We start from the raw sequence: 13,688 nt of genomic DNA, 5'->3' as shown, positions 1-13,688 counted from the left end.
GGGCGGCCCTTGCGCGGGAGCCCTGGCCTGGGCCGCTACCACTGCATGCCGTGGAGGGTATGTAACCGCCGCTGGCACAGCGAGGGCTGACACCATGCAACGCCGCCATTTCTTAGCCACCGCAGCAACATCCGCCGCCACGGCCGTGCTGCTGCCCGGCTGCGAAAAGGCGCCGCGCGTTCTGGAAGGCGGCTTCACCGGCATCGACATGGCGCGCGGCCATGCGCTGCGCGATGTGCTCAAGCGCGGCAACCTGCCCGCCCCCGCTGTGGTGCGGCGCGCGCAGGTCATCATCGCGGGCGGTGGTGTGGCGGGGCTCGCCGCAGCGCGGTCGCTGCGGCTGGCGGGGGTGCAGGACTTTGCATTGCTGGAGCTGGAAGACACCCCCGGTGGCAACAGCCGGGGAACTGTGGTGGGTGGGCTGCCCTGCCCGCAGGGTGCCCACTATCTGCCCGTGCCGGGCGACAACGCGCGCGAGGTGCAGGATCTGCTGGAAGAACTGGGCGTGCGCCGCCGTGTGGCAGGGCGCTGGCAGTACGACGAACGCCACCTGTGCCACAGCCCGCAGGAGCGCCTGTTTTTTGACGGCGAGTGGCAAGAGGGCCTGCTGCCCGTGCACGGCGTGCCAGACACCACGCTGGCGCAGTACCGCCACTTTGCCCGGGCCGTGGACGCCGAGGCCCGCGCCGCCCGGTTTGCCATGCCTGCGCTCAAGCTATGGAATCAAAAACAGCCGCTTGCGCCTGCCCATCAAGCGCTGGATGCTATTACTTTTGAACAATGGCTGGCGGCACAGGGGCTGGATGACGCCCACCTGCGCTGGTACCTCGACTACTGCTGCCGCGACGACTACGGCGCGGGCACGGGCCGCGTGTCGGCCTGGGCGGGCATCCACTACTTTGCCAGCCGCCACGGCTTTCACGCGCCGGGTGAGGCGGTGGATGAGGCGCGCGAAAGCGTGCTCACCTGGCCAGAAGGCAACGGCTGGATCACCCAGCGGCTGGCCGACCCGTTGCGTGCCGCAGGCCAGCTGCGCACTGCCACCAGCGTGCTGCGCATCACCGAAGGCCGCCACGGCGTGGAGGTGGATGCCCTCAACCACGGCACTGGCAATGTAGAGCGCTGGGTGGCACCACAGTGCGTGGTGGCGCTGCCCGTGCTTTTGGCTGCGCGCGTGGTGCAGCAGCCGCCTGCCTTCCTCACGGGGGCGGCGCAGCGCCTGCAATGGGCCCCCTGGCTGGTGGCCAACATCCACATCACCGCCCCGCTCACCGACCGCCCCGGCGCCGCCCCCGCGTGGGACAACGTGCTCTACGCCGACCCCACCGCAGGCGGCCTGGGCTACGTGAACGCCGGGCACCAGCGGCTGGACACCGGCGCCAACCTGGCTGGCCCCACCGTGCTCACCTACTACCAGGCACTGGGCGATGTGCAAGGTGGCCGCCAGCAACTAGCCACCCAGCCCTGGCAGCACTGGGCCGACGCCGCGCTGGCCGCGCTATCCGTGCCCCACCCGGACCTGCGCGAACGCGCCACCCGCGTAGACATCACCCGTTACGGCCACGCCATGGCCATCCCCACGCCAGGGGTGCAGGAATATTTAAGCAAAATTGGCCTTCACCGCGCGACCAGTAAAAGAAATTCGCTATCAAAAACAGAGCGTTTGCCCTGGATTCCCACGCCCGCCACCGCGCGCCTGGCGTTTGCCCACAGCGACTGGTCGGGCTACTCGGTGTTTGAAGAAGCCTTCACGCGCGGGCACGGCGCGGGGCTGGTGGTGGCATAAGCCAGGGCGGGGCGGACCAGCGTGGCGGCGACCATCCACATCGACATCACCCGGCAGGAACTGCGCCTATACGGCGACGGTGACTGCCACGCACTGCGGGCCTGCTACCCAGTTTCCACCGCCCTCCACGGCCCTGGCGAAACCCAAGGCAGCGGCTGCACCCCGCGTGGCCTGCACCGCGTGCGCGCCAAGGTGGGTGCAGGCTGCCAGCCCGGCACTGTGTTTGTGGGCCGCCGCCCCACGGGCGAGGTGTACACCCCCGAGCTCGCCGCAGCCCACCCGGGTCGCGACTGGATTCTGAGCCGCATCCTGTGGCTCACCGGCTGCGAGCCGGGCATGAATCGGGGCGGCGCGGTGGACACGCTGCGCCGCTACATCTACATCCACGGCTGCCCGGATGACTGCCCCATGGGCGTGCCGCTGTCGCACGGCTGCGTGCGCATGGCGAATGCCGATGTGATCGACCTGTTTGAACGGGTGGTGGTGGGCACGCAGGTGACTATCCACAGCACCCCAACCCCTTGGACCACAGCGCGCACGGAGGGCACAGCGCCATGACAGACCCGGCTCACCCCGCCAGCGCGGCGCCTTCGCTCAACCGCCGCTTCCTCGTTTTTTTGGGCCCGCTGGTGCTCACCAACATGCTGCAGGCACTCACCGGCACGGTGAACCACATCTACGTGGGGCAGCTGCTGGGCGCGGGCTCGCTGGCGGCGGTGGCCTCGTTCATGCCGCTGTTCTTGCTGCTCAGCGCCTTCATCATGGGCCTGGGCAACGGGGCCTCCATCCTGGCGGGCCAGGCCATCGGCGCACGCAACCACGCACGCTTGCATGCCTTGGCGGGCACCACGCTGTGCACGGGGCTGCTGCTGGGCCTGGTTCTGGCCGCTGTGGGGGTGGTGGTCGTGCAGCCCCTGATGCTGCTGCTGGGCACCCCTGCCGACGTGCTGCCCCATGCAGTGGCCTATGCGCGGGGGATGATGGTGCTTTTCCCTGTGCTGTTCACCTCCATGCTCACGGCCGCACTGCTGCGCGGCACGGGCGACACCGTCACACCGCTGCGCGCGCTGATGGTGTCGCTATCGGTCACGGTGTTGTGTGCGCCGCCGTTCATTCAGGGCGTGCCTGCCATCGGGCTGCCTGCGCTGGGCATTCTGGGCGGCGTGGCCGCGCTGCTGCTGGCCACGCTGTGCTCGCTGGGCTACACGGCCTGGCACCTGCGGCGGCGCGCCCATGTGCTGGCCCCCACGCGTGTGCTGCTGGCGCAGGTGCGACTGGACGCGGCCTTGCTGCGCACCCTGGTGCGGCTGGGCGTGCCCACAGGCTTGTTCTTCATAACCGGCTCGCTGGCCGACCTGGGCCTGCTCAGCCTGGTCAACGCCCATGGCTCGGCGGCCACGGCGGCCTGGGGTGCGGCCAGCCAGGTCATGTCGTATGTGATGTTCCCGGCGATGGCCGTGGCCATTGCATCGTCGGTATTTGCGGCGCAGGCCATTGGTGCGGGCCAGGGGCCGCAGCTGGTAGCCGTCACCCGCACCGGCATGCGAATGAACCTGTGGTTCACCGGCGGCCTGGCCGTGCTGGTGTTCGCGGCCGCGCCCTCGGTGGTGGGCCTGTTTGTGGCCGACGTGCGGGTGATCGATATCGCCGCAAGCGTGCTGAGTATCACCGTGTGGGGCGCGTTCTTCTTCGGGCGCGCCAGCGTGTACTCGGGCGTGATGCGCGCCAGCGGCACGGTGTTGGCGCCCACGCTCATCTCGCTCGGCTGCCTGGCCTGCCTCATCGTGCCGATGGGATGGGTGCTGGGCCACCAGTGGGGCCTGGTCGCTACCTGGGCGGCTTACCCCGCCACCTACCTGTGCGCGATGGTGTTGCAGGGGCTGTACTTCCATGGCGTGTGGCGGCGCCAGGTGGTGCAGCGTCTGATCTGATCAAAAAAAGGGCTCCTGCGCCTGATAGCTAATCCTGAATAGCTATAAAAATGATGGCGATCTCGGAGCCCTGCCCGCCAAGCTATCGGCGTGGCCGTAACAGCCCCGTCCAGGCGTCTCCTGATATTGTGTTGACTACAACCGTGCGGTGACCCTAGGCTAGGGTATGTGATAAGTTGCACATCGTGGTCCATCGCAGATCACAATATGTAGAACGGTGGCGTCCAGGCTAGAGAAAGCAGCCTCTTGAGCTTTCTCGCAGTTCCAGCGTCTGTCGCCCGTAAGCCGGAAGTATTCAGTTCATTTTGAAGTGACCGGCGAGCGCGTTTTGCTCTTCGGCGTGACTCGGGGGGAAGGCATGTTCACTAAGATAAGTCGCGAGCTTGGCGCGGTGTGCGCGAAGTCGATCCGTCGTGTTCATGGTGCGGCCGCCGCCATCATGCTGATAGCCGCTGGCTTGACGCCGGCGGCTGCGCTTGCTCAAAGCTCCGGTTGTGCCGCCGTCAACGACGGCTTGTTGAATTTCAACGCCAACTTCGCGAGCGGCACGGCCCAGCCGGGAACGACATCCGGGGTCAGTAGCGGCATCGTCGCTATCTCCATGATGCGGATGACGACGAGCTATAACGACAACGTCGTCGGGGCGTCGGGCTATGTGGCGGACGACAGCACGACCTACAGCTTCGTGACGGGTGACCGGCTGGATTTCAATGCGACGGTCAGCAACTACACGTCCGGCACCATCCGGCTGCGCTTCCGTAACAGCACCAGCCCCTTCTATCTGACGACCGCGAGCGGCGGGCGCAAGGATGCGACCGCCAATGGGGTCTATAGCGGGACGTACACGATCGCGGCCGGCATCTCGGCGATCGGCATGGCGGCGGACCAGTCGTTGGGCACGTCGAGCGTCTCGATCTCGGTCAGCTGCACGCCCTTTGTGGAAGCCGGGCTCACGCTCGGGGTCTCGATGTCGCACAGCGGCACGCCCGCCCAGGGCGGCACGGTCGACTACACCATCACGCCCAGCGCGAGCGGCGCCGCCACCGGCTCGAACCTGACCCTGACGTTCAGCTTGCCCTCGGGCCTCAGCTACAACTCCGGCTCGGGTTCGGGCTGGAGCTGCACGTCCACGCGCTGCATTTATTCGAACACGATCGCCAACGGCGCCAGCGGCAATCCGCTGACCCTGCGCGCGGACGTCGCCGCCAACGCTGCGGCGAGCCTGACGCCTAGCGTGACGCTTTCCGGGGGTAACGCGGGCAGTTCGGCCAATGCGAGCGATCCGACAACAATATCCGTGACTGGCGGCAATGGTGCGCCCACTGACATCGGCATTTCTCCGAGTAGCGTCAATGAAAACGTGGCGGGAAACTCGACGGTGGGCACGCTGAGCAGCACGGACCCGGATGCTGGAGACACGTTTACCTACTCACTGGTGGCGGGTGCTGGCGACACGGACAACGCTGCGTTCAATATCAATGGCGGCAATCTGCGCATATCTGCCAGCCCGGACTTCGAAACCAAGAGCAGTTATTCCGTGCGGGTGCGCAGCACGGACGCTGGAGGCTTGTTCTTTGAGAAAGCGTTCACCATCACCGTCAACAATGTGAACGAGGTGCCCTCAGCGGGCACCGTGGCCGTCACAGGGACCGTGCAGGTCGGTCTGTCATTGACGGGTGCATATGTTTACTCAGACCCGGAAAATGACGCCGAGGGCACATCGACATTCCGCTGGGTGCGCAATTCCGTCAATACCGGTATCACCGGAGGCAGTGATGTTGCGACGACCCTGAGCTACACGCCGGTGGTTGGGGATCAAGGTCAGTATCTGTATTTCTGCGTGACGCCCGTAGCGAGCGCGGGTGCGACGACAGGGGTCTTGACCTGCTCGGTTGCCACTGCCCAGGTCCCAACTTCCACCAACGGTGCATGCGCGACCAGTAGCGTTGCCGTTGTTTCCGCGCCTGTCGGCATTGCCGCGTGCATTGCGGGCAGCGTGACGACCCCGGCTGCAACCGCCGGCCAGTTTACGTGGGGCTGTGCGGGCAGCGGCGGGGGGACCAGCACGGCTGCTGCGGCTTGCAGCGTTCCGCGTGGCTACAACGTGACGCCCTCGGCTGGCGCCAATGGCTCCATCACACCGAACACAGTGCAAGTTGTTGGCTACAACAGCTCCACCACGTTCACCGTCACACCGAACAGCGGTTTTGTGCCCAATGTCACAGGCACCTGCGGTGGAAACCTCTCCGGCGCGACCTACACCACCAACGTGATCACCGGCGCCTGCACAGTCAATGCAGCGTTCACGCCGACGACTTCCATGGCCAGTATTCCGACGCGCCAGGGAGGCGTTACAGCCACCCTCAGCGCTGTCGGCTGTACAACCGTCGGGGCTGCGGTTTTCGTCGATGCCCCTGCCGTCGGCAAACCGGCTGACAAGTCATTTCCCTATGGGTTGATCGATTTCACGTTGACAGGGTGCGTGGGGTCGGCGGATGTCACGATCACCTATTCGCAAGCGGTCCCGTCGGGTGCCACCTATTACAAGGAACTTGCCGGGGTTTATTCCGTATTGCCAGCGACCATCAGCGGCAACACGGTGCGTTTTACCTTGGTAGACAACGGAGCCGCGGATGCCGATGCAGCCGTGGGCACGATCCGGGACCCGAGCGGACTGGCATTGGGTGCGGGCGCTGGCCCCGCAGCCATTCCGACACTCTCCGAGTGGGGGCTCATCCTGCTTTCAGCGCTCATGGTCGGTTTCGGGCTTCTTGCAGCACGCCGCCGCACCATCCAGAGAGCCTGAGAAAGAGGCAACGGCGCAGCGCCATGCAGCCGCGGTGATGCGGCGGTGATCGCGGGCCGCCCACACCCGCCAAAACACAAAAGGCTCCCGAGGGAGCCTTTGCTTTGGAGCGACATGCCTGCCGTCGCGAGAAAACCCTTCCCATGGACGCGGCACCTGTGGCCGACCACCTGAACAGTCCCCACGGGCTGGTCCCGCAAACGGTGGGTGATGGTTTCGCCCGTCAAATTACATGCGCGAGCCGATTTCGCCGGATGGGATCTGGCCGGTGCGCACAGCCTGGGCCGCCTGGGCGCGGACTGCGGCGCGGTCAGCGTTCGACTTGTACGTCACCACGCGCGAACCGGCTGGCTCCTGGCTGCGGGTCTGGGCCACGGTAGCAGCTTCGGACTGCACTTCAGCGCGGGTGCGGTTGGTTTCGAACTGGGTGGCAAATTGCGATGCATCGGTTTCGTCGGCCTGGGCACCAAAAGCAGTGAAAGCAGCCACAGCAGCGACGGAGAGGATACGAGCGGTCTTGTTCATGATGGATTCCTTCAAAGTTGCGCCTCAAAAAAGCCGGAAACCGGTGCGCGGGATGCGCTGTGTCTCCGGGTTCGGTGAGTCGCCTTGCGGGTTCGGCTCATCGATGGGTTGAACTGTACGCTGATGGCGTTCGCAGAAAAACTACAGAGTCACAAATTAACCGTTTCGGTTTTAAGAACAATCGACGCAGTGGCCGCTGGGTCCGTGTTGTGGGTGCGGCCCGTGTGTGGATGGGCGATATCCCGAGATATTTTGGTGCCTGCCGCTTAACAGTAAAGCGCTTGTTGCTATCAAATCAAGAGCATTTCCCTTGGCTGGCAGCGTCTGGGAACTGATTGCGACATGCACAGGTCACGGGGCTGTCATCACGCAGCCATGCAGCGACGGCATTGTGGCGGCTTCTTTTTCAGCCTTACACCATCATGGCCCGACCCACTGCCCTCGCCCTTGTCTGCGCCCTCGTGTGCGCCAGCGCCACCCTGTTGTCCCCCGCCGCGCTGGCTCAGCAAGCCTACCCCGCCACCCTGGCCGGCCACGCTGTGCTGCCGGCCTTCACCGTCATCCCCGCACCCAAGGACGCATCGCAGGACCTGCAGGTAGCGGGCAAGTTCACCACCCCGCGCCGTGTGGACGCCGTGGGCACGGTGATGGGCCAGTCTGGCGGGCGCAACACGGGCGTGTCGCTGCCCTTCCAGGGTCAGCCCATCCAGGGCCACTCGGGCATCAAACGCATGGCCGATGGCTCGTTCTGGATCCTCACTGACAACGGTGCGGGCTCCAAGGCCAACTCGCCCGACTTCATGCTGCACCTGAGCCACTACACGGTGGACTTCCAAAGCGGCCAGTTCAACCGTCTCAAGACTGTCTTCCTGCACGACCCCGACAAGAAGGTGCCGTTTCGCATCACCCACGAAGGCACGGCCACGCGCTACCTGACCGGCGCCGACTTTGACCCCGAGAGCTTCCAGTTCGCCGGTGGCGCGCTGTGGATCGGTGACGAGTTTGGCCCCTTCCTCATCAAGGCCGACCTGAGCGGCAAGGTGCTGGCGGTGTTCGAAACCAAGGTGGATGGCAAGACCGTGCGCTCGCCCGACGCGCCCGGTGTGCTGATGCCCGGCGCGCCCGACGCCAAGCCCACGCCGTTTGAGGTCAAACGCTCCAAGGGCTACGAAGGCATGGCCTCCAGCAAGGACGGCAGCAAGCTCTACGCGCTGCTCGAAGGCGCGTTGTGGAACGACGACGCCAAGGCGTATGAAAACGTGGGCGGCAAGCAGTACCTGCGCGTGCTCGAATTCGATGTGAAGACCGAGCAATGGACCGGCCGCCACTGGAAGTACGTGCTGGAGGCCAACCACCACGCCATCGGCGACTTCAACATGATCGATGGCACGACAGGTTTGATCATCGAGCGCGACAACGGTGAAGGCACGGCCGACAAGGCCTGCCCCGAAGGCCAAAAGCGCACCGACTGCTTTCACGACCTGGCCAAGTTCAAGCGCGTCTACAAGGTGGAGATGAGCGACGCGAACGTGGGCGGCGAGATCCGCAAGGTGGGCTACATCGACCTCATGAACATCCAGGACCCCAAGCGCCTGGCCAAGAAGCCGCTGAACAACGGCGTGCTCACCTTCCCGTTCTTCACCATCGAGAACGTGGACATCGTTGATGCCACGCACATCGTGGTGGGCAACGACAACAACCTGCCCTTCAGCAGCAGCCGCGACCCCAACAAGGCGGATGACAACGAGCTGGTGTTGCTGGAAGTGGGCGAGCTCTTGCGCGCAAGGTAAGGGGCACCCCCCTGAGACGCTTCGCGTCTTCCCCCCGCTCTCGCGCTGCGCGCGGGCAGGGGGACGCAGCCCTCGCTGCGGGGCGGCCCTTGCTCGGCTGCCCTGGCCTGGGTCGCGCCAGTTTTGAGCGCTGTAGACGGATGTGATGCCCCGGAAGACCGGTGTGTAGGGGCTCCAACCCTTGGGACACCTTTGAATGCTGCGGGTGGCAAAATTCCTGGTTCCCGTTCCAACGTACCCGGAAGCCGCGCCACCATGTTCACAGGCATCGTCCAAGCCACGGCAGGCATTGCCGCCATCCCCGGTGTGTAGGGGCTCCAACCCTTGGGACACCTTTGAATGCTGCGGGTGGCAAAATTCCTGGTTCCCGTTCCAACGTACCCGGAAGCCGCGCCACCATGTTCACAGGCATCGTCCAAGCCACGGCAGGCATTGCCGCCATCCACGACCGCGCAGGGCTGCGCACCTTCACGCTCGACTTCCCCGAGGGCTTCTGCCAGGAACTGGCCATTGGCGCCAGTGTGGCCACCGATGGCGTGTGCCTCACGGTCACCGAGATCCTGTCGCCCACACGGGCCAACTTTGATGTGATGCTGCAAAGCCTGAACATCACCACGCTGGGCAGCTATACGCAGGGCGACCGCGTGAACGTGGAGCGCGCGGCCAAGGACGGTGCTGAGATCGGCGGCCACCCGCTGTCGGGCCATGTGGACTTCACCGGCACGCTCATCGAGCGGCGCGAGTTCGACAACAATCTGGTGTGGCGCGTGGCTGTGCCCGAGGCGTTTCGCCGCTATGTGTTTGCCAAGGGCTACATCGCCATCCACGGCGCCAGCCTCACGGTGGCCGAGGTGAACCGGCAAGAGGGATGGTTCGAAATCTGGATGATTCCCGAGACCCGCCGTGCCACGGTGTTTGAGAACAAAAAAGTGGGCGAACGCCTGAACATCGAGATCGAGCGCAGCACCCAGGTGGTGGTGGACACCGTGCGCGAGGCCGTGCAGGAGAGCCTGGGCCGTCTGCAGCCTGTGCTGGAGGCGTTGTTGAAAGAAAAGGGCCTGTCGCTCGACGACTTTGTGCAGGCGCCCGTGCTGCCGCATTGATTGAACCAAGCGCACTCATGTCCGTGGTGGTGCGCCTGTTGGCGCTGAGCGATCTGGCCGACCTGCTGGCTGTGCAACTGGCCTGCTATGGGGAAGGGTTTGTGGAAAGTGGCGAGGTGTTTGCGCGCCGCCTGGCCAGCCCGGCCAACTGCTCGCTGGTGCTGGAGCAGGGCGGCGCGGTGTGCGCCTACCTGGCGGCCTACCGCAGCGTGCGTGGCAAAGTCACCCCGCTGCATGGCGACTTTGAGGCCGTGGCCCAGCCCGACACGCTGTACCTGCACGACATGGCGGTGCTGCCCCCCCACGCGGGGCAAGGCCTGGCCCATGCGTTGTTGCAGCCGCTGTGGGCGCAGGCCCGTGCACAGGGTCTGGCGCACAGCGCACTGGTGTCGGTGCAGGGCTCGCAGGCGTACTGGCAGCGGCAAGGCTATACGCAGCAAGCTCTGCAAGACGCCACCCAGCAGGCCCGCCTGGCCAGCTATGGCGAAGGCGCCGTGTACATGGTGCGTGATCTGTAGGGCTGCTGTCACCGCCCCTCGTCATAATGCGCGCCATGCCCCACCGCTGGAAACCCAACGTCACCGTGGCCGCGCTCATCGAGCGCGATGGCCGCTTTCTGCTGGTCGAGGAAGAGACCACGGACGGCCTCAAGCTCAACAACCCCGCCGGCCACCTGGACCCGGGCGAGTCGCCCATCCAGGCCTGCGCGCGCGAGGTGCTGGAGGAAACCGCGCACGACTTCGAGCCCACAGCGCTGATCGGCGTGTACCTCAACCGCTTTACCAAGACGCGCACGGGGGACGACCTCACCTACATGCGTTTTGCATTTGCGGGCACGCTGGGCACGCACCATGACTGGCGCACGCTTGATACCGGCATTGTGCGCACGCTGTGGCTCACGCCGGATGAGATCCGCGCCTGCCCCGAGCGCCACCGCAGCCCCCTGCTGCTGCGCTGCCTGGAGGATTACTTGGCAGGCCAGCGCTTTCCGCTGACGCTGGTGCACACCGACATTTCGGTGACCGAACCCTCTGCGCAATAGCGCCGAGGCGCAACGCAAGAAAGTTTTTGGACTCCATGTAACCCGCAGCGCGCGGGGGACGAATTACCAGGCAGAGAGCGCGGCACGGTGCAGCGCGATCTAACCATCTGATTCATCCCCCTCAACGTTTACGGAGTTACCCGCCATGCTGTCCACCCACACCAAGACCACTGCATCCTTCGCCCTGTCTGCCGCCCTGCTGGCACTGGCATCCACCAGCTTTGCCGCCGATGCACCCAAGGGTTCCAAGGGCGCGGCCATTGCCGCCAACGACAAGGTGCATTGCTACAACGTGCACGACTGCAAGGGCAACAGCGACTGCTCTACCGCCGAGCACAGCTGCAAGGGCCAGAACGCCTGCAAAGGCCACGGCTTCAAGGCCAAGACGGCTGCGCAGTGCTTGAGCGAGAAGGGCACCATCGGCGATATCAAGGGATGAGATGAAGCTCCCCCTGAGGCGCTTCGCGCCTTCCCCCTCTCTCGCTGCGCGGGAGGGGGACACCGCCGGCGCGGCGGGGCGGCCCTTGCGCGGCGGTGCTGGCATCAGGGCGTGCCAGTCTCGGCGAACACGCCCAGTGCCCGCACTTTGATACCTTGATTTCGCCATGGCACATGACCTCATTGCCACGCGCGGCACCGGCTTCGGCCTGGGGTTGCGCACGCAGCACTACGCCGATTTCCTCGCCCACAAGCAGCCGCTCGATTGGCTGGAAATCATCACCGACAACTACCTCATCGATGGCGGCAAGCCGCTGGCGGTGCTCGATGCCATTCGGCGCGACTACCCTGTGGCCATGCATGGCGTGGCGATGTCCATCGGCGCAGCGCAGGGCGTGGATGTGCCGTATCTGCAGCGCGTGAAGGCGCTGGCGGACCGCATCGAGCCGCTGTGGGTGTCCGACCACCTGTGCTGGACGGGCCCTGGCCCCGAGCAACTGCACGACCTGTACCCGCTGCCCTACACCGACGAGTCTGCACGGCATGTGATCGCACAAATCCGCCATGCGCAGGATGTGCTGGGACGCAGGCTGGTGCTGGAGAACGTGTCGAGCTATGTCCGCTACCGGCAAGACAGCGCGAGCGAGTGGCAGTTTCTGGCCCACATTGCGCAAGAGGCCGACTGCCTTCTGCTGGTGGATGTGAACAACATCTACGTGAGCAGCGTGAACCATGGCTTCGACCCACTGACCTACCTGCATGCCCTGCCCGCGCACCGCGTACAGCAGATTCACCTGGCCGGGCATAGCGATAACGGCGACCACATCATCGACACTCACGACCACCCTGTGGCGCAGCCGGTGTGGGACTTGTACGCCCAGGCCTACCTGCGGTTTGGCGCGGTGGCCGCGATGATCGAGCGCGACGACCACATTCCGCCGCTGGCCGAGCTGCTCGATGAAATTGCGACGGCGCGGCGCATAGCGGCGGAGCGCTTGGGATCGCCCGAACCCGCCACCGCTGCCGCCATGACCTTGGCCCCCGCACTGGACCCACTGCCACTGGCTGCAGTACAGCGCCACTTTGCCGACCAGGTGCTGGCCGATGCGCTGCCGCCCGGCACTCCCGATGGCCCTGTAGCCGGTCGCCTGCCCATCTACCACCACGCCTACCGCGCGCGGCTGGCCGAAGTGCTGGCAGACACCTACGCCAAGACATATCTCTACATGGGGTCAGACAGTTTCGACGTGCATGCCCGCGCGTTTGCGGTGGCGCACCCGCCGCGCACCCGCAGCCTGAACCGCTATGGCGAAGGCCTGGTGGAAGCGCTGCGCGTGCAATACCCCGACAACCCTGAGCTGCACGAACTGGCCCAGCTCGACTGGGACCTGCGCACCCGCTTTGACAGCGCCGACGTACCAACTCTGGAGACTGCGGCAGCCCAGGCGTCGGACACCTGGACCACCCGCCCCGGCGTGCTGCACCCCAGCGCCTTGCTGCGCACGATCACGACGAACGTCGTGGGCGTGTGGAACGCCATCCACACTGACGATGATGTGCCCGAGGCCGTGCCTCTCTGCGTGCCCGCCACGCTGCTGGTCTGGCGCAAAGGGCATCAGCCGCACTTTCGCACGCTCGACGCGGCCGAGGCTGCCTGGTTGCAAGCGCTGCACGCCGGTGCCTCGGTGCACGACGCCTGCACGGCGCTGCTGGGCAGCGGCCTGTGGCAAGGCGACCCCACCGTGCTCGGCGGCTGGCTTGTGCAGTTGCTGGACGATGGGTTGGTGCGGGTGTAGTCAGCCTAGCTTTGACCGCGCACCTGCGCCATGGCCTGCGGACTGTCCATTGCAAACGCGTGCGGCGGCGCGTACTGGCAGGCGTGCAGGCAGGCGCTGCAGATTTGTAGCTGGCGGGGCACTTCGGTTTCTGGCACACGCAGCATGACGTCGCCATTCGCCATTCGCCATTCGCCATTCGCCAGCGCGGGCGCGGGCGCGGGTGTCCCGTTTCAGGGCTTCCAGCGTTTGCATGGTTTGCTCCTTTATTGATAGCTAATGAGGCAATACCATCAGGCGGGGAAGCCTTTTTTTATGCCGAAGCGGCGTGCGCTGCAGCCGCCGCGTGGCCAGCGCGCTCTCCCGCAGCGTGATCTGCGGACTGAGCGCGGACTGCACCGCGTCCAGGTCCAGCGCGGCTCATGGAGCCCTGCTCCAACACGCGCACGAGGTAGCGCAGTTGTCTCAGTTCTACCGAGGGGCCTCAGGGCT

11 protein-coding genes and 2 pseudogenes are annotated in these 13,688 nt (G+C 65.5%); 10 read left to right on the top strand and 3 right to left on the bottom strand.

The window, feature by feature from the left end:
• Positions 1–94: 94 nt before the first annotated feature.
• From DBR12_RS01795 to DBR12_RS01780, 4 genes are all read left to right on the top strand, one after another.
• Entirely contained in the window at positions 95–1,786 is a 1,692-nt protein-coding gene (locus DBR12_RS01795) for an NAD(P)-binding protein (protein ID WP_108615675.1), read from the top strand.
• Between the two features lie 21 nt (positions 1,787–1,807).
• Positions 1,808–2,344 (top strand): L,D-transpeptidase, encoded by a 537-nt coding sequence (locus DBR12_RS01790; RefSeq protein ID WP_233244248.1) that lies wholly within the window; start codon positions 1,808–1,810, stop codon positions 2,342–2,344.
• Entirely contained in the window at positions 2,341–3,717 is a 1,377-nt protein-coding gene (locus tag DBR12_RS01785; RefSeq protein WP_108615674.1) for an MATE family efflux transporter, read from the top strand. Before DBR12_RS01790 ends, DBR12_RS01785 begins: the two co-directional genes overlap by 4 nt.
• Before the next feature lie 310 nt (positions 3,718–4,027).
• On the top strand, positions 4,028–6,523 hold the full coding sequence (locus tag DBR12_RS01780) for an IPTL-CTERM sorting domain-containing protein (RefSeq protein ID WP_108615673.1): 2,496 nt from the start codon (positions 4,028–4,030) through the stop codon (positions 6,521–6,523).
• A 228-nt stretch (positions 6,524–6,751) separates the two neighbouring features.
• Here DBR12_RS01780 and DBR12_RS01775 read toward each other — a convergent pair whose 3' ends face one another.
• Positions 6,752–7,048 carry a DUF4148 domain-containing protein gene (locus tag DBR12_RS01775; RefSeq protein ID WP_108615681.1) on the bottom strand — a complete coding sequence of 99 codons (297 nt, stop codon included), beginning with the start codon at positions 7,046–7,048 and terminating at the stop codon, positions 6,752–6,754.
• Positions 7,049–7,470: 422 nt separating this feature from the next.
• Between DBR12_RS01775 and DBR12_RS01770 the strand changes: the two genes are divergently transcribed.
• The 6 genes from DBR12_RS01770 (at position 7,471) to DBR12_RS23500 (ending at position 13,217) form a co-directional block, all read left to right on the top strand.
• Positions 7,471–8,838, top strand: a complete 1,368-nt coding sequence (locus DBR12_RS01770) for an esterase-like activity of phytase family protein (protein ID WP_199226609.1) — start codon at positions 7,471–7,473, stop codon at positions 8,836–8,838.
• Between the two features lie 398 nt (positions 8,839–9,236).
• Entirely contained in the window at positions 9,237–9,941 is a 705-nt protein-coding gene (locus DBR12_RS01765; RefSeq protein ID WP_108615672.1) for a riboflavin synthase subunit alpha, read from the top strand.
• Between the two features lie 17 nt (positions 9,942–9,958).
• Positions 9,959–10,459, top strand: coding sequence for a GNAT family N-acetyltransferase (locus tag DBR12_RS01760; protein WP_108615671.1), 501 nt, complete (start codon positions 9,959–9,961; stop codon positions 10,457–10,459).
• A gap of 35 nt (positions 10,460–10,494) precedes the next feature.
• Complete coding sequence (locus DBR12_RS01755) at positions 10,495–10,983, top strand: NUDIX hydrolase (protein ID WP_108615679.1); 489 nt, start codon at positions 10,495–10,497, stop codon at positions 10,981–10,983.
• Positions 10,984–11,128: 145 nt separating this feature from the next.
• Positions 11,129–11,422, top strand: coding sequence for a hypothetical protein (locus tag DBR12_RS01750; protein WP_199226608.1), 294 nt, complete (start codon positions 11,129–11,131; stop codon positions 11,420–11,422).
• A gap of 166 nt (positions 11,423–11,588) precedes the next feature.
• A complete protein-coding gene (locus tag DBR12_RS23500) occupies positions 11,589–13,217 on the top strand; it encodes a DUF692 family multinuclear iron-containing protein (RefSeq protein ID WP_108615670.1) in 1,629 nt (542 codons plus the stop codon).
• 8 nt (positions 13,218–13,225) lie between these two features.
• Here DBR12_RS23500 and tcuB read toward each other — a convergent pair.
• Positions 13,226–13,363 (bottom strand): annotated as a pseudogene (gene tcuB, locus DBR12_RS01730) (tricarballylate utilization protein TcuB); the annotation flags it as partial.
• Between the two features lie 157 nt (positions 13,364–13,520).
• Positions 13,521–13,665 (bottom strand): annotated as a pseudogene (locus tag DBR12_RS22470) (LysR family transcriptional regulator); the annotation flags it as partial.
• Positions 13,666–13,688: the final 23 nt, after the last annotated feature.

The organism is Acidovorax sp. HMWF029 (assembly GCF_003060895.1).
GTDB lineage: Bacteria > Pseudomonadota > Gammaproteobacteria > Burkholderiales > Burkholderiaceae_C > Acidovorax.
The sequence above is the reverse complement of the archived record's forward strand: the minus strand, read 5'-3'. Positions and strand labels throughout refer to the sequence as shown.